The organism is Parabacteroides sp. AF27-14 (assembly GCF_003635425.1).
Taxonomy (GTDB): Bacteria; Bacteroidota; Bacteroidia; order Bacteroidales; family Tannerellaceae; genus Parabacteroides; species Parabacteroides distasonis.
In genome coordinates, this window is record NZ_QTLZ01000005.1 from 134,070 (window position 1) to 151,791 (window position 17,722).

Genomic DNA, 17,722 nt, shown 5'->3' on the forward strand with positions numbered 1-17,722 from the left:
CCAATCAATAGGCGGAACAAAGGTAATATTTAATTTTTCAAGTGCGACCGCCTTACGGCGGGAAAAATAAAACAGGAACGGAAACAACATGTCAAAGAACTAAGATGCGGCACTTACGTGCCTTGGGTGCTCGGGCGCTTCGCACCCTGATGGACACAATGGACACCCGAACACAATGAACGCTAGTACTGCACGGGCACGGGGCTTACGTCCTCTGCAAAATAGCAGAGGGGCGACGACCAGTACACGTAAGCGTACGAGACCGCAAAGTAACCATCGAGGTACGCTAAGCCAGCATTAGCACCGCTGCTCGCAAGACCACGACGGAACGGACAGCGAAGGCCGGAAATAGCGTTGTCGTTATACCAACCGTCGCAATAATAGGTGCTGGAGCTGCCGGAGGCGACAGTCGGGGCGGAGCATAGGTTCTGCATACTGAGCTCAGTGATATATTTCCAGCCACTGGGATCGTTCTTAGGAACCCTCGCCGCCTTTATCAGGCCCTCGATCGAGTTGATGTTGAAAGCCGAGTAAAGGGACGGGGCTACATAATAATCTCCGCTACCGTCGGACAGCTTGTTTATCAAGGAGCCACGCTCGATCAGACCGATATGCCCGTAGAAGTTCTTCAAGCCTAGGAAGCAAGGGACGTGCGCTTGGTGGACGGTACCACCGTCCGAGCCCTTCACGGCGTAGTCGCTCACGCCGACTGAGTCCCCCAACTCGATCCCTACGCTCGTCGGAATAATCGGATAACCACCGTTATGGCTCGACCAAGGATCCCAAGACCACTCGGTAACACCTTTACCGGTACCGCCCTGATATAGGCCATTGGAGTCCTTTACCGGGTTCAACGCGGACTGACAATCACGGGTACCCATGATAAGGCGGTAGAGATAACCGACGACGCTGTTCGCGACGAACCAGCCGGATTCCCAGCCCTCACCCTTCTTGCGGGCGGCCGTGCCGAAAGCCGCGGCGTTCATGTTCGTGGCAACCATGCCTAGCTGCGTGTTGTGCTTCCCGTCCCTCGTCGCGTCGTTGTTCCCGCCACGATAACGGGGATCGTCGCTGACGACGGAGACCAACGTGCCGCTCGTACGATCCATGACGCCGGCTCCCAAGGCCGACGTACCCCCGGCCGGGATATAATAGTTCAAATGACCCTCGATCGGGGTCGGGCTCACGGCCTCGTAATAATAGGTGGAGTCTACCCACCAAGAGTAGTAGTGGGCGTTCCAGCACCACAGGTAATCGCCCATCGTGCCGTCCAAGGCGGCGGGACTGCCGTCGGCGAAACGATGGTGGTTCGTCGGGTCAAGCTTACGCCGGCTACGGTCAACGGACACGAGGTAGCAGCCCAGACCGATCACGGAGGGAAGATCCCGCAGGAAATCGATATTACCGTAGGACTCGCCGACTGGCGTGCCCTGACCACGTTTCCAGCGACGGATAGCGATGTGCTTGTTCACGATCGATACCGCATCGGCGAAAGGGATCCTCACTGACTCGCCCGTTTCCTTGGACACTCCCTCGATCAAATACTTGGAGGGCTGGTTCGTGTCGGCCAAGGGCAGCTGGTCGATTGTCTTGCCGTTATCGAAGGCCGTGATGATAGCGCGTACCTTCTCCTCCTCTGCTGTTGTTAATGACATGATTCTGTATATTAAAATGTTAGACAATTATACCTTTCGTATCCGGCTACCGGATAAAAATCTCATCACGCTACCGGCCTTACGAATGACCGGGGCAGTAACCTCAATGACTATCGTTTGGGACAACGAGGTGTTATGCGACGGGATAACGTGGATCGTGGCCGTGCCGGTCTTACGGACAGTCAAGTTTCCACGTGGGTCCACGTACAACGCATCACCGGAATAAAACGCCTGTTGAAATATCACATTAGGTAATACATAAGCTGGAAAAAGACTCACGGCTATCTTCTGGGCGACGGCATTCCCTAACGTTATCCTCTTGACATATTTCAGCTCCATACGGGTAGGGGCAAGAAGCGCTTGACTCATCAACGATTGCTCGGCCGCTTTCATGGAAGCGATCTGCGCATTGCCCTCGGAAATCATCGCCTCAGCCTCGACAGCGGCAGCCAAAGCCTCATCAGATGCTCGACCGGCCAAATCAGCCTGTTTCCCAGCCTCCAACGCTTTAGCGTTAGCCAAACCCGCAGCAGAGATAGCGTTCCTCGTGGCCTCGATAGCCTTATTCGCCTCCGCAAGGGCGGTCTTGGCCGCTTCCGTTGCCTGCGTACCACGGGCGATACATTTCCACCAAGCCGTATCGGTCAAGGGGTGGTTCTTGTTTCCGTCCTTGACACAGAGGTAGCAGCTATCATCCGTGACGACGAAATCGAAGGTGTTATACGTACTCGCCGTGGCATAAACGCCCTTATCGACGAACGCCACCTTCCCCAATACTATCTGACTCATTATATATTCCTCCTTCCTTTTTTTGGTCATACGTTCAAATACAGCTCACCGGTCTCTTGGTTGAGCTTGACAAGGTTTGGTGACACCTCGTCCTCGTAGGACATCACCAGCGTCATGTCGGCGGGGTTGATCGTGAAGGTCGGGTACAAGACGCCTCCCTTGGCGAGGATGCCCGTATCGACATACCTGTCCCCATCCAGATCCCATTTCCACCAGTTGCCGTTATCGCCAACCTTCCACGGGTGGTCGGCCAGCTCTTGCGCGCGGTCACCCTGTGTCTTGGCGAAGTTACCCTGCGTGTTGGCGTAAACGGCCTTATCGTTGGCGAGATTCGCCGCGGTGTTGGCGGCTCGCGTCGCCTTCTCGGTGTTCGCTTTCAAGGTCTCCAAGCCTACACGCGCGTTATCGGCGTTCGTGGCCGCCGTATTCGCCTTCGTGGCGGCGGCGGTAGCGTTGGTGGTGGCCGCTTTCGCCTCGTTCGTCGCGGTGATGGCGTTCGCCGTGGCCGTATTGGCCTTTGACGTGGCCGCCTCGGCGTTCAGCTTGGCGGTGTTGGCGTTGGAGGCCGCCGTATTGGCCGCCTTGGTGGCGGCACGGGCGTTGGAGATCTCCGTGAGCATGTTCTCGTAAGCCGTCTGGATGGTCCCGAGGCTCACCTTCACGCTGGTTTGTATACCGTCTATGATCTTGCAACCGATCGTGTACAGACCGGTGAGGCTGTCGGCCAACGCGAGCTCCGATATTTTCTTCTTCTTTTTAGGCATATGTGTTCAAGTCTATGTAATATTCCCCGTCCTCCGTGACCACCAGTTCCCCGGCCTCGGTAGCCAGCAGGTAATCGATACCATCCATCCGGAACACCGTGAACTCCAGCGTGAGGTTGAATGTCACCACCACACGCCCCCGGAGGCTCTCAAGCTTCCAGCCGGACGTCCTCTTGTAGTAGCAGGGGTATTCCTCCACGTTGTAATCCACGTACAGCGAACGCTCGCCCGGCTGGATCAAGGCATCCAACAGGGCGTCGTAACAACTCCAGAATGTCGTCATTGAGCCGGCGATGAGACAGCATTTAAGAGTGACCTCCTTGCTATTATACACCACCTTGCCAGCATCGTAGATCCTACCGTCAACGTCCAGTACCGTACGGGACAGGTTAGTCTTCACGGTCGGAGATCTCATGATCTCGTCCCGGCCCACCGTCACCATCACGCCGTATCGATCCAAGGGTACGCCGTCCAGCTCGTACTCGGATGGAGGAACATACGCTCTACCCTCCGGGATCGCCACGGACAAGGGTCTTACGGGCTGATCCTCGGCGAACCGTAACGTGAAGGCCTCCAACGTGTCCCAATCCTCATACGCCGGGCTCTGGATGAGTCGCAAGCTCCACTCCCTGCCCAGCGAGGGGATACGGAAGAGGTGATACCCAGACTTCGATAGGTGCTCGACGAGAGCGCCGGTGGATCTTCCGTCCACGCTGCGGACGAACGTGATGTTGAGCTCCCGTGGTTTCAAGGTGGGCTTTTCCAAGTCCGGCTCTATGCCGTCCTCGTCCGGCCAGTCGTTCCTATCCGGTTCCACCAGCTCGGGGAACGGGAGAAGGCCGTCGTAACCTCCCTCCGTGATCCATACGCCGAAATCGGTGTAGGCGTCCTTGCCGTCTATGTATAACTCACCCCTCATAAGATCACCACGGTATTATCCTTGTTTATCTCAACCTCTCCCCCAATATTCACCAGCAGGATCACGGCGTAGTCGCTCGCCACGACCCTAGCCTTGCCGCCGTGCATGAGGATCACCTTGTGAACACGCTCGTTATCGTCTATCGTTATCACCGCATCCGTATCACCTATCACGGCGATATTGCCGGGATTGGTTACGTCCACGTGGCCGGAGTCAACGTACACCCCGTAGGGCATCACGTGACCGGCCATGCCACGGAACATGTCTAACGACGGGAAATCATTCTCCGCGCAAAACTCACGCCCCTGCGGGCTGAAGAACAGCCACACGAGGCTTCTCCAGTCCGTCACCCCGTTAGAACCACTGCACGCCCCAAGCGAGAGGGCCGATTTGATTATGTCGTTAACCGTCTCCATCATTATCTTGATCTCATTAATATACCCTTGTCGTTAATAGTCTTTATACCGGAGGCCGCCGACTTGGTATTCGCCTCTATCTTCTCGGATAGGGCCTCTATACGCCCGGAGATCTCAGCTACCTTGGCCGTGTTCTCCGACACCTTCCCAGACAGATCCTTGATCGCCTCCACGTTCTTCCATCCCCTTGTCTGGAGGTCATATATGAAGCGCATCTGGTCGGCTATACCCGTCACTTGCACCAACGTCCTATCTAAAAATATAAGTTGCGTTGACATCTTACCGTCTATCACGTTAGCCGAGTCCTGCGAGATGGAGGCGATGCCCTTCGAGGAGGCCACACGGGTATTATCATCCTCGGGATCGTCAGGCTTGAAGTACTTGTCGGCCCAGCCGAACTTACGGTTGAGGTCGTCGGCCAGCTCCTGCGCCTTTTGGTCGAGGTAGTCTTGCTCCCAATCACTGATGTAATTATCAGACCAGAACTCAAGCAGCTTCTCTCGTATGGCTTTCATGGGATCGGAAGCGGCGGCCTTGATCGACTCCGTGACCATGTTCCTTATCATCTTCCTCATGAGATCCTTAGCTGATTGGGCCTTGTCTTCCCCAGCTGACCATGCCTCGGCGTAAGCGTTGGCGAAATCGTCGATAGCGGATTTTATGTCACTACCGAAAATGGCGTCCTTGCCGGCCTCCTTGTTATCCGCTATGGTATTATTGATCTCGTCTATCTGGTCCCGCCACTCCTTGATACGGTCATTGTCGGTTTTCTTCTTGTCCTCCTCCTCCTTGATCTGGTTTTGGATAAGCACTTTTTGCTGTTCCAATAGCTTATTCTGCTGGTCGATAAGCTTGGAGGCATCCTTGGAATAGGCTTTCTCGATGGACCTGCCCAGCTTGTCGTACGACTTGTCCAACGTGTCGATCTGATCCTGCAAACGCTGGATACGACTCTCGTTCTTCTTGTCATGGATCTTGGCGATAGAGGAGGCAAGGGATGTGACCACCCCGATAGCGGCACCGGCGGAAGCACCGATCGGCCCGAACATCGCGCCGGCTTTCGCCCCGTCCATGGCGGAATTGACCGCGTCCATGGCCACATTCAAGCCTTCGGCAATACCGGACATAAGGTCACTACCGAAAGCGTCACCTAACTTGGAGAACGTGTCGGAGAGGAACTGTCCGGCTTGCATGATATCACTCATACCGGCATCTATCTCAGCTAAGCCTTCTTTTAGTCTCTTTGTATCATCCCCAGCTGAGAACACCTTTTTAAGGCCGTTCGATACCTTGTTGAAAGACGTGTCCATCTGATCGGCCTCCTTATTGACGTTGGCGATCTCGTCCTTTATGGCCTGTAACTTCTCCGGGGACTTGGAAAGGATATCAAATTGCTCCTTGGTCAGGCCGAACAAGCCTTTTCCGTCGGAACCGGTCTTGAACTCGCCCTCATTGATATAATCAAGCATGGCCTGCGCCTCCTTGGAGATAGACCGTATATCGAGCACCGTCCTCTTGCTCATGTCGGAGAATAGCTTCGTGATGATGGACGTTTTCTTCTGGGCCTCGTCATCGACGGCAGCCAGCTCTTTCTTCATCTCTTCACCAAGGGACAGCTTCTCGCCCTCGGTAGTGGCCTTGTCCATCTTCTCGTTATAAAGTTCCGTGATAGCCTGACGCTTTTCAAAATATGAGCCATATTCTTTCAGATACTCGTTCATGGCACGTTTCTCTTCCTCCAGTTGTTCCTTATTCACATTAGAGGTCGATCGCTCCCGTTTGACATATGAGTTCACCAAGGCTGTATGAATCTCCACGGTCTGTTCCTTAGTCAGTTTGCCGCCTTGAGCGTCTTTCCACTCTTTTTCCTTTGTAAGTATGGCGGCGATCTCATTGTCATAGTCTAGGTTTATCTGGGCGATCTTCTTTGCGGAGCCTTCTTTCATCAGGTCGATCTCGGATTGCTGGTTTTGACGGCGAAGGGATAGGAGTTCGCTTCGGAGCTTCTCTTGTAATTTTTTTTGCTTTTCAAGTTCTTTTTTATCTTTTTCCGTAATGCCCGATAATACAGATTCCTTTTTAATTGGAATAGTAACCGGATTATTTTCAACTTGTTCTTTAGCAAATGATAAAATCTCTTTTATTTCTTCTTCAATATTCGCTTTTTCATTTTTTAAATCAAATAATTTTCTTTCAAACAAATGTTTTGATTCTGACCCAGATATAGCCTCATCGTAACGTTTTTGCATCTCATCGATAGCTATATTCAATTCATTTATCTTTTTATATCTATCAGAAACCATATCTTGAGAAGCTTTCATTTTAGCACTTTTTTCCAATGCTTTCGTATAAGCCTCTATCGAATCTGTAACTTCTTTTGTTTGAATATTCTCCAACGATAAATTACCTAAATATTCAGGAGAAATATCATTCAATCGTTCTATAGCTTTTATCCTTTTATCCTTAATAATAGTTTCATCTTTTGCTACTGCCAAAAGGACTTCTAATTCGGCTTTCTCGTCAGCCATATAATTGACAGTAGCTTTTTGTAGCTTATTCAATCGATCCTGTGCAGTTTCTGTCTCTCTGATTTTATCAGCAAGCATGGCATAAGCAGTTGTTGCCAAACCAACAGCCGTCAATATCGTACCCAAAGGATTTGCTTTCATTACCTTCCATAAAGCAATTGTAGCCAACTTTAATCTGTTTTTTGCCGAAGTAGCCACATTGGCCACAGCCGTATCTGCAGCCGTTGTTGCAGTATTCAAACGAGTTGCAGCGATTTCCTGATTTGTTGTTGCAACTGCCAACTTCGATTCTACAGACCTTAGTTTTTTCGCAGTTGTACTAACATTCGTAGCTGCCGCTTCCTCACGTTTCGCCGCCGAATTCAGTTTGGTCTGGGATACTTCTAAAGCAGCCAAATCATTCGCTTCAAACGCAGCGTTAAATTCTTCTTTTGCAACTTGCACTGCTTTTCTAGATATCTCCAAACCCTCTTGTGCAGAAGCTAATTTTTCTCTATTTGCTTTTACCTGCTTAGTCAAAGATTCCACAAGTCTATCAGCTGTATTCTTTTCTTGAATAGCTTGTGCCGCAATAGCCTTTACATATTCTTCTGAGCCTGCAACTAAGTTCAATTTAGATAGTTTCGCCCGTTGTTCTTCTGTGATCGTTTTTTGCAATGACAAATTATAGGCATCCTGATATGTACGCTCTTTTTCTTTAGCAAGAACCGACTCTCCTGTCAGTTTATTTTGAATTGACCTTAAACTATTAGATATAGCAATTTTTGCGGATAATGCCATTTCTGCAGCAGTCGCTCCTATAGCTGAAGATTTATAGGCTACGTACGCACCTGAAACCCCTAAAAGCAACTTTTCCAAATTTTCAATATTGCCTTTGATATTTCCTGTCTCAAATCCCTGATTAATAATTTTAGCTGCTTCTGATATATTTTTTAATATCACCTCTCCCATCGGTCGCAAAGCCGCTTGGATATTATTCGACAGAAGCGTCATTTGATTGCCGGCTTCATCCGCCATCTTCTCAAACGCTGCTTCCGTAGCTCCTAAAGAGCTTTGCAACTCGCCAAGGTCATTTGCTGCCGCCTTTGCATTCTTTCCAGTCAAAGCCAGTGTAGCGGCCAAGCCTTCATCCGTGCCAAGCATTTCCTTCATCTTGGAAGCGGAACCACCAGCCTTCTCATAAATCAATTGTAATGCCTCTTGGAAAGTACGACCTTGGAAAGCGGCGTCTCCAAGTTCTCCAGCGGTTCCTTGGATAGCGGCACGGATCTGTGTCATAGCCTGCGCCGTTGGCGTTCCTTGCTTGGTCAATGAAGCGACAGCACCCAACACTTGGTCGATACTAATCCCATATGCGGCCGCAATAGGAGCAACTTGGGCTATGGAGGCTCCCAATTCGCCAAATGTAGTCTTACCCAACCGGACGGTTGTAAAAAGCTGGTCCGAGACCGTACCGGCTTCCTCCGCAGACATCTTATAAGCATTCAGGATCGTTGTAATAGCATCGGCTGCCGTCTCGGTTTCCGTAAGCCCTCCCACGGCAGCTTTAGCCGAAACTTCTAGGATCTTCATGCCATCCGCCCCGTCATGTCCGGCGGAGACAATGCTATATAACGCCTTGGCGGCCTCCGGAGCCTTGATCGGTATCTCTTGGGTTATGGATATGACCTGATTCATGAAACCGGTCATATCATCCGTTACCTGCGTGGAAATGGTCGCTACTTCCAGCATGTTTTTCCGGAACTCCTTCTCGAAGTCGTATGAGCTCTTCGCGGCCTTGGCGAACGCCGTCGCCGCACTGATACCGATACCTCCGAATACGTCAAAAGACGTGATCTCACCGGCCAAGGTCTTGATAATTCCCATAGCCTCGCGTGTTCCCTCGTACATGCCGGAGTTATCAAGACCAGTCGCAATATACAGCGCTCCATCCCTATTCCTTATTCCCATAATGCGTTTATGGTAAAATATAGGATAGCCTTTCATGTGAGACTGTCAACCGTTAAAAATTCACTTATAAGTTATCTTTTTCGACATTTTCTTTTGCCTTGTCGCTTTTTCTTCGTTTTTTTGTAAAAAGAAAAAATTCATCGTGGAACTTGAGATTGTCAAAATAAAGCAACTGTCAGGAAAGAAGACTCAAATATATTCTGTCATTCTCAATCAAGAGGATCAGAGCGTTTTTGAATAATTTCTTCAGAACAACTATTCTGAATACCCAACCGAAATAGAAGATATCGTATCTAAATTGAAAATTATGGCTACAAAAACTGGGGCAGCCGAACATTTTTTCAAGCTAAACGAAGGGAAACCCGGTGATGGTGTCTGCGCCCTATTTGATAGTCCTGATAAAAAATTAAGAATCTATTGTATTCGATTTGCTAACGTTGCTATCGTTGTTGGAGGTGGAGGATACAAACCCAAAAACATTAGAGCTTATCAAGAAAGTTCTTCCTTAAAAAAAGAAGCTGAAACAGTGGTTCGAATATCCAGAATCATATCAGAAGCCATCAAAAACAAGGATATACATCTCGATGATAACGGTTTTTTCTTAGGTAATTTAAAATTGAAGGAGGAATAAATATGAACAATACATCTATTTTGGATACAGTACTTGGCAATATAGACACGAAAAGAGCCAAGAACATGGAAAGACGTATGATGCTTGCCGTAAAAATAGCAGAAGGTATCAAAAGGAAAGGTCTATCCCAAAAGGAATTTGCCGAAAAAATGAGTAAACGTCCCTCTGAGATATCCAAATGGTTAAGAGGTGACCACAACTTTACAACCAGCACTCTTTTTGATATTGAAGATGTTTTGAATATCCATCTTATAGATATCAACGAATATTCTCATGCAGCTTGTCCGGCCTCGATATAATAAAAAAATGAATGGAACACCCCCTGTGGGAGTAACAATGATTAATGCACGCGGTATCCTCCTTTTCGTAGGAGGGAAGGAATATTATCTATCGTATGACAGATACCCTTGGTTCAGAAATGCAAAAGTATCGGATGTATTGGACGTGACCATGCCGGACGAGGATTCGTTGCGTTGGGACGCAATTGATGTGGATCTTGAGATTGACAGCATAATCCATCCGGAGCGTTACCCAATTACTTTTCGCTAGAAGACACCGCTCTGGTTATCGAGCAGACACTCTGAAGATCTTGACACATTTACAGAGAACAAAAACCGACCAGCCTCACGGTTCGTCGGTTTTTTTACAACCAAAATCACTATGACAAACGTTCTCTACGCAAAGTAATATATATCATACCGGGCTCATTCTTCGAACCCTTTTCTTTTTTCCCGTATCGAAATCGATTACCTCGACCCACTCGCCATGATTATCCCCGGATTCATCATCGTCCATGAGCAGTGATTTGTTCCGGTCGTTCACCAAGTAACCATGTTCCCGTAGCATGGACATGACAAGCGCCAGATCGCTGTCCAATGTCCGCTCATGCGTATACCCGAACGCCTCGTTACATAGTACAAGGAACATGAAGCTACTTTGCGTCACCGGCTCCGACCTACCCAAGTCTCGTTGTTTTCTTGAAGGGCTATTATCTCCTCTTCGCTTAACGGGCTCACAGCTTCCAAAGCTATGATAGTACGAGAAAAAGGGTTACAACCCAGACGAAAGAGAATAGCGTTCAAAAGGATATACAGGTCTTCCCATGTACAATTATCCTTCAGTACCTCCCGGAACCAAGCGGGCATGTCCCCTTTCTTGTTATGGATACCCAAACATACGATCTCAAAGATCAACTCGTCATATTTCGCCATCAACTCCGACAGTACACTATCAAACGTAACATCCTTATGAGCCACGATAGCATCCTTGTCCGCCTTGTCAATCCGCAAGAGTAACGGCCGTATCCTAAACCCGGTCCTTACCGTGATCGGGGTGATAACGATACTATCACCAACGTTCTTACCCGCCGGGATCGTCTCCGGCTTGAACTCGAAAGGAATCACGACTGACCGACTTGTCACCACGTCGCTCTCAATCTGTAGTGCTCGCTTTACGCTCATGATTTTCCTCTAAAATATAAGAGCCCCGGCAAAAACCGAGGCTCTAGACAACCTAAACAAAAAACATCATTCCGTGTCTTCCGATACGGCCTTCACCGCCCTGCTATACGGGGACGCTTGTTTGCCAGCCGCAGATACCGGTGTCATGATCGTGGCCTTTACCAATAAGAGATCGCAATTCTCCTTATCCGGGGCTTGGCTGATCTTCCCGAACACAGAGCACTTGACAAAGACATATTCCGTGAACTTACCTTGGTACGGCAGGCTCTGTAGCCTGATCGTCTTCAATATCGAGGGCGTAGACAAGGGAGCCTCCCATTTATCACCGGAAACGGTTCCCCCGCAAAACATTTTCATCTCGTCGCTCGTGGGAGAAGGGATAGTGAACTCTATACTGGAAGGATCTCCTTTCCGACTCACCACCGCCCAAGGATCCTCATGTCCCATGGACGTAAAACTAAGCTCCTTGGCATCCGAGAAATTGAACGTCACCGTATCCACGTCAACGCATTGGGTGAACTCGGTACCGGCCACGCCATCCCCGGGTTCCGCAACTCCTAAATACGCCACATCCAGCGCTAAACTTCTTTCCATATCACTAATCTAATTCTGTTATAACCTCTAATCTAATATTCGTACAATCGAAGCCATCCTTGGCCTCGCCCATAGGCTCAGACCAGACGATCCGAGATTTCCAATACATCCCCAACGGCGGCTTGATATCCCGCAACACGAACCTCACGCCTCGTACGGTCTCTATCATCAACTGTCGATCCGATACGCCTTTCGAGGGTCTCTTGACGAAGATATTGATATTTATCGATCCCTTGTTGACATAATCTTTCCCATTCAAGGCCAGAGAGCGGATCGTGATATGATTTCTTTTCTCGCCATCGCCGGATTGATCCTTATACAGGATAAAGCCCGTACTCGCCGGCTCAACCGCATTATATACGATATCCACTATATCAAACTGATCTGCCATGTTCAATATCCTTTCTCAGCGAGTTTATCAAATAACGTTCGACTCTGTTTCTTGATCCAATCCTCGGCATGTTCCGTGGCGACAGAGATAACATCCAGATTTTCGATTGCTTCCACATACTTGGCATAAGGCATAGCGGCTACACCAATCAATACCCAGCCCCTTTTATAAAGAGGGATCAGCTCGGAAACCAAACGTTTCGCTTCCCTGATACCGGTCTGTTTATCCGTTCCTTCCGTGGATTGCTCATAGTTCTCGGTCAATATATCGCCATCCTTAACGATCACATAACCGATTGAGCTACGGAGGTTACCGGTATGATCCTGATAGTTCCCTTTTTTTCGAGCGATCTTCACGAACTCTTCCCCGGCACGTTGCAATAACTTGTATATCCGCTCTTCCGCCCGATCCACATAGTAATCGAACCAACGCCCTACTTCCCTATCACTCCACATTGGAGTCAAACCACCTTTCCTTGCCATAAACTACACATAGATTACAGAGTGAGTCTGAAACGGTTCCCAGCTAATGATATCCACATCGAGAGCGATACTGTCAATCCGGATATGCTTCGCGTTTTCCACAGGACGGGCTTTGGTCGAAAACTCACCATGCACGATGAACTCTCTTCCATCGACGTTCCGCTTCAACTGCTGTCCACTATTGGACGGGTAATATTGCCCAGTGACCTCTATTTCCGTCGGTTTACCGGCAACCAATTCCCCTTTGACCAATTGACAGGATTGAATCGTCACTATCGCAGTATGTGAATATCGCTTTACCATCTGTTTCTCGCCCTTCCTTTGGGTACCTCGATCTTATTGCCTATCAATTCCGCTTTCTCCGGTTCTCCTCCCTCCCGGTATAGTCGTTTCGCCGTAGCGTCATACCATGCACGGGGATACGTGATGGAGAGCTTGTTTTCCGTGAAATCCGGCAGACCGCCGACCATGGAATAAAGGTCGGCGGCCACCAGCTTTTGTTTTTGGATATCGATCGTCTTACTATCTTCTGTACCTTCAAAACCGCGTCCCGGCAAAACGACGTTATCCAAAAAATCTTCACAGTCAGCCAGACCGGGATAAGCGAGTATCGTATCTCGAATCGTCTTAGCCATGATTGTTATTCTCCGTTTTCAGTATCCTGAATCGTTTGATCCTCCGGTTCGATGGTTTCACCCAAGAATGTCGCCGGGATATCATCCGTACCCTCGGTATCCTCGGAAGCGTTCCAATCCTTCCCATCCACTTTCATGATGAACATGGCATCCGGATCATTCACGACAGGAATAGCGTTCGCTTCCGCTTTCGTCCATTCCTTGAACGGTTCCAGCTCAGACCATTTGGTTACCAAGATCCAATCCTGCTTAACCATGAGAGCGATTTTCTGCAAGGTAGCAGAAGACTCGGCGGCGATCGGCCCATGCTGAATGTCACCCACCTTCAAATCCTCCAAGAAGCATACACGCTTACGCTCCCAAGGATTGATCGTCTTACGACGATGGGCACTATCCTCGATACGGACAGCCGGGTTCACGGTAATGATCTTCACCGGGATCTCCTGCTCGGCCAGATACTCGTTGATGAGATTCTTTGTCACCAATATCTTGGAGGACGAATTAACCCATGCCTTTAACGTGTCGAACGTGGATTTCTGTTTCTTCAGCAAAGAGAAATCAGCCACGTGCATTACAACGTAACGGATCGTCACCCCTTCGGCAGAAGCGGCCACAACCGTATCCTCAATATCCTGCAATCCATTGGCCGTTGTAGCGTTACTCCAGTCCGTAGTAGATTTACGCTGGTTCTTCTTCGGCATACCGCAACCGACAAACTCAGCCGTAACGACACCGCCATTGTTCTTTGCCGACAAATGGAAACCCGCACGGCTCATGAGCTGCATACACCACCATTCGAAACGGGCACGGACGGAGTTATACACGAAATCCTGATCCTTGAAACCCAGATTCAACAATGCCAACTGGTCCGCGTCACCTTGCGCGTCACGTTCCAATTGCTTGTACTCGTTGTAATCGCTCTCGTTCATGCCACGCTTGACGGCTGTCTTCGGGATATCGCCGGACAGCTTGCTGATCACCTCACGGGTCTTCTGCGGAGCGGAAGCGTCGAAAGAGATCACGTCTGCCATTACCGGAGCGCCTTTCTCTCCGGTCAGAGTCTCCCACTTCAACGAGGTCTTTCTTTTCACCCCGAAGAAGTTCGGGAAGACAACCGGTTTCACATGACGGGTATTCAAACGGGCCGCCATGTTCTTTTTATTCACTTGCTTAATTAAACTTCTTTCCATATATCTGATTTTAATGGATTACACAAAACGGATAAACGACATTAATGCCTTCAAGTCCTTATCTACCGGAAACGGCATACAGGATTCGTTTACCGTACCTCTTACCAATAACCCAGACTGCTGGTTGGCTACAGTCAAGTCGACTTTATTCATCGTGACAACCAATTCGCCATCATAAGGCAACTTGGCGGCTTTCGCAGCCTGTTTGTCTTTAGCCTGAACCAATACCTGACCTTTTGCGGCAGCACCGATAGTCGCTTCCAACGTGATCGTATCAAACTCCGCATTACTCTTATCAATAGCCGTGATCTTATCGGACGCACCTGTCAAAGCTCCACCAATCGTCACGAAGTCACCCACACCAAACAGATGATTCTTGGTTACCTTATACGCTGTCGCATCGGCAGCAGCCGCTTCTGAAACCAACGCTGTTTTCAACACATGATACAATCCCGTTTCCGGATCTTTCACCACGATCACGATCGGAGGAAGCTCGTCCAACGACTTGCCATTGAACAAAGCGTTCCGCAAATCCCGGCGGTCAATCGTCCCACCGCCGATCACATCCTCAATAATCTTTTCAATTCCGGGAGGATACTGGAATTCTCTTTCTCTTTTTCTGTACATAACGTTACACTTTTCTTGGATTATTCAATACCCAGGTTCACCACACCGGGATTATTCGTGCTCTTGTCGGCATCCTGATCCATCAGCTTCGCCCAATCCGCCTCGGAACGCTCCGGAAGATTCACGGAACCGGGAGCGTAATCACCACGGGCCACGGCATCATCGATCGCCTTTTGCTGGATTCCGGTAAACTCTTCGGAAAGCGCCTTGATTTGATCCTCGATAGAGGTTTCCGAAGCCAAGTCCACACGTCCCAGCCAGCTATCCGGAAGACCGGCATCCTTCAACTGCTTACGGACTGTTTCTTTCTTAGCCTCGTTTGCCGAGTTGGTAATGGAATCGCCCACCTTCTTAGCCATATCATCGACGCTCTTCCTCATACTTTCCAGATAAGCTTTCAGTTCCGGGCTAAGATCCTTCAACAGCTCTTCTTCCGTTTTCTTGTTCTTATCCGGATCTTCTACCGGTTTACCATCCTTCAACCCATGCTTGGCTTCATAAGCGGCGACAGCGGCCGTTTCAGCCGTAGTCTTAGCTTCATTCTCCGCTTCTTGGATTGCCGGAAGAATATTATCCTTGAACAGGTCCACGAAAGCCTCCATCCCCTCGGCTTTCTCAATCTTGAACGTCTTTTGAATACGTTCCGCATACTTCTCCGGCACGCCTTTTGTCTTACATGCCGCCTTGATTAAATCTAAAATTGTCATAAGAGTTTTCTGTTTAAAATATAAGGGAGGGGAAGAAAATTCCGGGTATAAAAAAAGCCCACCGGACAACCGGCAGGCTTTCATCTCTAAATTATTCCTATAAGAATCTATCTTGTCAAATCATGTGATTGGATCTAAGCCATTGTTTGCCAGAAGGCGTAAGGCAATAGATCAAAAATGCGGCACAAGGTATGCCTATCACGGCGAATCCAATTATAGCTCCCATTACTTATCCTCCTTTTTCTTATTCGTTAATACCAATCCTGCTATTAAGGCTAAAATAGAAGACGTAAAGCCTAGGCCATAAATCAGCCACTTATTATCTTCCATATCCTTGAATAAAGACGCTACCACTACACCTGTAAAGATATATTTCGAGACATCAATCAAATAGTTTCCTAATTTCTCTTTCCACATAACGCAAAAATAGCACAACAAGATGAAAACGCAAAGGTATTTCTATTTTTTCTTGTGGGATTCAGAATTAGTGCTCATCTTTGTGGTGTCGTACATACTGAAAGGTGGGTAACTCGCCAAATCTTATCGCTTAGGGTATTTTTGTCCATAAGTGAGGATATAGATATAACGGTTCTGTAACCCCGTGTGGAACGTTAATGCGTCCACTGCCTTTCAGGTGTACGACAACGGGTAGTGCAGAACCGTTGTCTTTTCTGCTTAACAAACAAATATATCAGTAAATGTCGTACACTGAAAAAAATTGTTTGTCGGTAAATAATAGTACCCAACAACCAACGGCCCAACCCTCCGAAATGGGTAAATACTCCACTCCAGAACTGCAAGCCGCATTCAATACCGGTCGAGAAATCGGAAGAACCGAGGGAATGCTATGCTACATCAAACATGCTTCCGAAAATATGCAAAAGGAGGCTGAGAAGTTAAATTCGAAACTACAGGAACAAAAAGCGAAAGTATAGAAGGTATCGCCATCTGCCTCCGGAAAAAGAAAATCTGACTTATATATTACTTCAGAACGTTCTAATCCGGAGCTCGTGGCTGTTCTCCAGAGAAAGATATTAATAAAGGGCATTGATTGGAATTGCAAACAGCCACAATAGGCAATTCCGGTCTTTGCCCTTTCACTTTTAAATACGACTCATTATGGAAGCGAAGATACAATATTTCCAAAGTCCGGTATTCGGACAAATCAGAGTTACGGTTATAGATGATAAACCAATGTTTGTGGCCAATGATGTGGCAGCGATGTTAGGGTATAGTAATCGATATGATGCTATCAATAGACATTGTAAGGGGGTCGTGAAACACGAGGGGGTCTCAATCACAACAAACCAATATGGTAAAAGTACAGAACAGAAAGTAGAAATCTCTTTCATCCCAGAATCCGATGTTTACCGCTTAGTTATGCGCTCCAAATTACCCGAGGCAGAAAAGTTCCAAGACTGGGTATGCGAAGAGATCCTCCCCGCCATCCGCAAAACCGGCGGTTACATGATTGCCAAAGAAGACGAGACACCGGAGGAGATCATGGCTCGTGCCTTATTGGTTGCCAAAGACACCATGAAGCGCAAAGAAGAACGAATCCGGCAGCTGGAGAAAAAAGTTGAAACCGTAGTAAAAGAAAACAACAAACTACGTCCCAAGGCAGACTTTATGGATAAAATAATGGATGCGGACGAACGTATCGACATCGGCCAGTCCGCAAAAATCCTGAATCTCCCATTCGGCAGAAATACCTTGTTCCAAAAACTTCGTGATATGGGTGTATTCTTCAAGAACAAGAACGAACCGAAGCAGGAATATGTGAAGCGTGGTTATTTCGTCCTAAAAGAGAAATGGATTGACCGGAACAATCACGATGGATTCATGGTCTTAAAAGTGCTCGTTACTCAGAAAGGGCTGGAATTTCTCGCCAACCTCTTTAAGGTGGTAGAGCAACCTAAGGAGGAAGCAGAAGTAATTTGATTAATTCCAACCATTATGCCGAGCGTAACAACTGGGGTCATCA

The 17,722-nt window shown here is 48.4% G+C and carries 22 protein-coding genes; 5 read left to right on the forward strand and 17 right to left on the reverse strand.

The genetic code is table 11. The features are described 5' to 3' along the window. Positions 1 to 182 precede the first annotated feature (182 nt). The 6 genes from DWY79_RS07545 to DWY79_RS07570 all read right to left on the reverse strand — a co-directional run bounded on the left by DWY79_RS07545 (position 183) and on the right by DWY79_RS07570 (position 9,021). A complete protein-coding gene (locus DWY79_RS07545) occupies positions 183 to 1,655 on the reverse strand; it encodes a hypothetical protein (protein ID WP_122369128.1) in 1,473 nt (490 codons plus the stop codon). A 27-nt stretch (positions 1,656 to 1,682) separates the two neighbouring features. Continuing rightward, entirely contained in the window at positions 1,683 to 2,444 is a 762-nt protein-coding gene (locus DWY79_RS07550; protein ID WP_022192586.1) for a hypothetical protein, read from the reverse strand. A 26-nt stretch (positions 2,445 to 2,470) separates the two neighbouring features. Next, positions 2,471 to 3,208: a hypothetical protein gene (locus tag DWY79_RS07555; RefSeq protein WP_122369129.1), complete on the reverse strand. Its 738-nt coding sequence runs from the start codon at positions 3,206 to 3,208 to the stop codon at positions 2,471 to 2,473. Then, positions 3,201 to 4,127, reverse strand: coding sequence for a hypothetical protein (locus DWY79_RS07560; protein WP_122369130.1), 927 nt, complete (start codon positions 4,125 to 4,127; stop codon positions 3,201 to 3,203). The genes DWY79_RS07555 and DWY79_RS07560 overlap by 8 nt, the downstream gene beginning before the upstream one ends. Then, a complete protein-coding gene (locus tag DWY79_RS07565) occupies positions 4,124 to 4,456 on the reverse strand; it encodes a hypothetical protein (RefSeq protein WP_134915162.1) in 333 nt (110 codons plus the stop codon). The genes DWY79_RS07560 and DWY79_RS07565 overlap by 4 nt, the downstream gene beginning before the upstream one ends. 89 nt (positions 4,457 to 4,545) lie before the next feature. Then, a complete protein-coding gene (locus DWY79_RS07570) occupies positions 4,546 to 9,021 on the reverse strand; it encodes a phage tail tape measure protein (RefSeq protein ID WP_158593842.1) in 4,476 nt (1,491 codons plus the stop codon). A 307-nt stretch (positions 9,022 to 9,328) separates the two neighbouring features. Between DWY79_RS07570 and DWY79_RS07575 the strand changes: the two genes are divergently transcribed. Genes DWY79_RS07575 through DWY79_RS07585 form a run of 3 tightly spaced genes read left to right on the forward strand, consistent with a single transcriptional unit; the run spans position 9,329 to position 10,201 of the window. Beyond that, positions 9,329 to 9,652, forward strand: a complete 324-nt coding sequence (locus DWY79_RS07575) for a hypothetical protein (RefSeq protein ID WP_057316552.1) — start codon at positions 9,329 to 9,331, stop codon at positions 9,650 to 9,652. Between the two features lie 2 nt (positions 9,653 to 9,654). Beyond that, a complete protein-coding gene (locus tag DWY79_RS07580) occupies positions 9,655 to 9,951 on the forward strand; it encodes a helix-turn-helix transcriptional regulator (RefSeq protein ID WP_057316554.1) in 297 nt (98 codons plus the stop codon). A gap of 7 nt (positions 9,952 to 9,958) precedes the next feature. Next, on the forward strand, positions 9,959 to 10,201 hold the full coding sequence (locus DWY79_RS07585; protein WP_121963012.1) for a DUF2442 domain-containing protein: 243 nt from the start codon (positions 9,959 to 9,961) through the stop codon (positions 10,199 to 10,201). A 144-nt stretch (positions 10,202 to 10,345) separates the two neighbouring features. On the opposite strand, the gene DWY79_RS07590 is transcribed toward DWY79_RS07585, so the two are convergent. From DWY79_RS07590 to DWY79_RS07640, 11 genes are all read right to left on the reverse strand, one after another. Continuing rightward, positions 10,346 to 10,615 carry a hypothetical protein gene (locus DWY79_RS07590; protein ID WP_121963011.1) on the reverse strand — a complete coding sequence of 90 codons (270 nt, stop codon included), beginning with the start codon at positions 10,613 to 10,615 and terminating at the stop codon, positions 10,346 to 10,348. Then, a complete protein-coding gene (locus DWY79_RS07595) occupies positions 10,594 to 11,112 on the reverse strand; it encodes a hypothetical protein (protein WP_057316556.1) in 519 nt (172 codons plus the stop codon). Before DWY79_RS07595 ends, DWY79_RS07590 begins: the two co-directional genes overlap by 22 nt. Positions 11,113 to 11,178: 66 nt before the next feature. Then, entirely contained in the window at positions 11,179 to 11,706 is a 528-nt protein-coding gene (locus DWY79_RS07600) for a hypothetical protein (RefSeq protein ID WP_057316558.1), read from the reverse strand. A gap of 4 nt (positions 11,707 to 11,710) precedes the next feature. Continuing rightward, entirely contained in the window at positions 11,711 to 12,097 is a 387-nt protein-coding gene (locus tag DWY79_RS07605; RefSeq protein ID WP_057316560.1) for a hypothetical protein, read from the reverse strand. 2 nt (positions 12,098 to 12,099) lie between these two features. Further along, on the reverse strand, positions 12,100 to 12,579 hold the full coding sequence (locus DWY79_RS07610) for an HK97 gp10 family phage protein (protein WP_122369132.1): 480 nt from the start codon (positions 12,577 to 12,579) through the stop codon (positions 12,100 to 12,102). A gap of 3 nt (positions 12,580 to 12,582) precedes the next feature. Beyond that, positions 12,583 to 12,882 (reverse strand): hypothetical protein, encoded by a 300-nt coding sequence (locus DWY79_RS07615; RefSeq protein WP_122369133.1) that lies wholly within the window; start codon positions 12,880 to 12,882, stop codon positions 12,583 to 12,585. Continuing rightward, a complete protein-coding gene (locus DWY79_RS07620) occupies positions 12,876 to 13,214 on the reverse strand; it encodes a hypothetical protein (protein ID WP_008780361.1) in 339 nt (112 codons plus the stop codon). The genes DWY79_RS07615 and DWY79_RS07620 overlap by 7 nt, the downstream gene beginning before the upstream one ends. A 5-nt stretch (positions 13,215 to 13,219) precedes the next feature. After that, positions 13,220 to 14,404, reverse strand: coding sequence for a major capsid protein (locus DWY79_RS07625; RefSeq protein ID WP_122145146.1), 1,185 nt, complete (start codon positions 14,402 to 14,404; stop codon positions 13,220 to 13,222). 18 nt (positions 14,405 to 14,422) lie between these two features. Then, entirely contained in the window at positions 14,423 to 15,031 is a 609-nt protein-coding gene (locus tag DWY79_RS07630) for a hypothetical protein (RefSeq protein ID WP_122369134.1), read from the reverse strand. 20 nt (positions 15,032 to 15,051) lie between these two features. Then, on the reverse strand, positions 15,052 to 15,738 hold the full coding sequence (locus DWY79_RS07635) for a hypothetical protein (protein ID WP_122369182.1): 687 nt from the start codon (positions 15,736 to 15,738) through the stop codon (positions 15,052 to 15,054). Between the two features lie 225 nt (positions 15,739 to 15,963). Then, positions 15,964 to 16,155: a DUF6722 family protein gene (locus DWY79_RS07640; protein ID WP_008780357.1), complete on the reverse strand. Its 192-nt coding sequence runs from the start codon at positions 16,153 to 16,155 to the stop codon at positions 15,964 to 15,966. A 281-nt stretch (positions 16,156 to 16,436) separates the two neighbouring features. Here DWY79_RS07640 and DWY79_RS07645 point away from each other — a divergent pair, with 281 nt between their 5' ends. Beyond that, a complete protein-coding gene (locus DWY79_RS07645) occupies positions 16,437 to 16,673 on the forward strand; it encodes a hypothetical protein (RefSeq protein WP_122369135.1) in 237 nt (78 codons plus the stop codon). 184 nt (positions 16,674 to 16,857) lie between these two features. Beyond that, positions 16,858 to 17,679 carry a BRO family protein gene (locus tag DWY79_RS07650; RefSeq protein ID WP_057316570.1) on the forward strand — a complete coding sequence of 274 codons (822 nt, stop codon included), beginning with the start codon at positions 16,858 to 16,860 and terminating at the stop codon, positions 17,677 to 17,679. Positions 17,680 to 17,722: the final 43 nt, after the last annotated feature.

Coding starts and splice junctions, on each gene's coding strand:
- DWY79_RS07620 (WP_008780361.1), bottom strand. CDS start 13,214: ATGGCTAAGACGATTCGAGATACGATACTCGCTTATCCCGGTCTGGCT.
- DWY79_RS07595 (WP_057316556.1), bottom strand. CDS start 11,112: ATGAGCGTAAAGCGAGCACTACAGATTGAGAGCGACGTGGTGACAAGT.
- DWY79_RS07610 (WP_122369132.1), bottom strand. CDS start 12,579: ATGGCAAGGAAAGGTGGTTTGACTCCAATGTGGAGTGATAGGGAAGTA.
- DWY79_RS07560 (WP_122369130.1), bottom strand. CDS start 4,127: ATGAGGGGTGAGTTATACATAGACGGCAAGGACGCCTACACCGATTTC.
- DWY79_RS07555 (WP_122369129.1), bottom strand. CDS start 3,208: ATGCCTAAAAAGAAGAAGAAAATATCGGAGCTCGCGTTGGCCGACAGC.
- DWY79_RS07575 (WP_057316552.1), top strand. CDS start 9,329: ATGGCTACAAAAACTGGGGCAGCCGAACATTTTTTCAAGCTAAACGAA.
- DWY79_RS07550 (WP_022192586.1), bottom strand. CDS start 2,444: ATGAGTCAGATAGTATTGGGGAAGGTGGCGTTCGTCGATAAGGGCGTT.
- DWY79_RS07605 (WP_057316560.1), bottom strand. CDS start 12,097: ATGGCAGATCAGTTTGATATAGTGGATATCGTATATAATGCGGTTGAG.
- DWY79_RS07615 (WP_122369133.1), bottom strand. CDS start 12,882: ATGGTAAAGCGATATTCACATACTGCGATAGTGACGATTCAATCCTGT.
- DWY79_RS07570 (WP_158593842.1), bottom strand. CDS start 9,021: ATGGGAATAAGGAATAGGGATGGAGCGCTGTATATTGCGACTGGTCTT.
- DWY79_RS07645 (WP_122369135.1), top strand. CDS start 16,437: ATGTCGTACACTGAAAAAAATTGTTTGTCGGTAAATAATAGTACCCAA.
- DWY79_RS07635 (WP_122369182.1), bottom strand. CDS start 15,738: ATGACAATTTTAGATTTAATCAAGGCGGCATGTAAGACAAAAGGCGTG.
- DWY79_RS07650 (WP_057316570.1), top strand. CDS start 16,858: ATGGAAGCGAAGATACAATATTTCCAAAGTCCGGTATTCGGACAAATC.
- DWY79_RS07640 (WP_008780357.1), bottom strand. CDS start 16,155: ATGTGGAAAGAGAAATTAGGAAACTATTTGATTGATGTCTCGAAATAT.
- DWY79_RS07630 (WP_122369134.1), bottom strand. CDS start 15,031: ATGTACAGAAAAAGAGAAAGAGAATTCCAGTATCCTCCCGGAATTGAA.
- DWY79_RS07625 (WP_122145146.1), bottom strand. CDS start 14,404: ATGGAAAGAAGTTTAATTAAGCAAGTGAATAAAAAGAACATGGCGGCC.
- DWY79_RS07585 (WP_121963012.1), top strand. CDS start 9,959: ATGAATGGAACACCCCCTGTGGGAGTAACAATGATTAATGCACGCGGT.
- DWY79_RS07600 (WP_057316558.1), bottom strand. CDS start 11,706: ATGGAAAGAAGTTTAGCGCTGGATGTGGCGTATTTAGGAGTTGCGGAA.
- DWY79_RS07545 (WP_122369128.1), bottom strand. CDS start 1,655: ATGTCATTAACAACAGCAGAGGAGGAGAAGGTACGCGCTATCATCACG.
- DWY79_RS07580 (WP_057316554.1), top strand. CDS start 9,655: ATGAACAATACATCTATTTTGGATACAGTACTTGGCAATATAGACACG.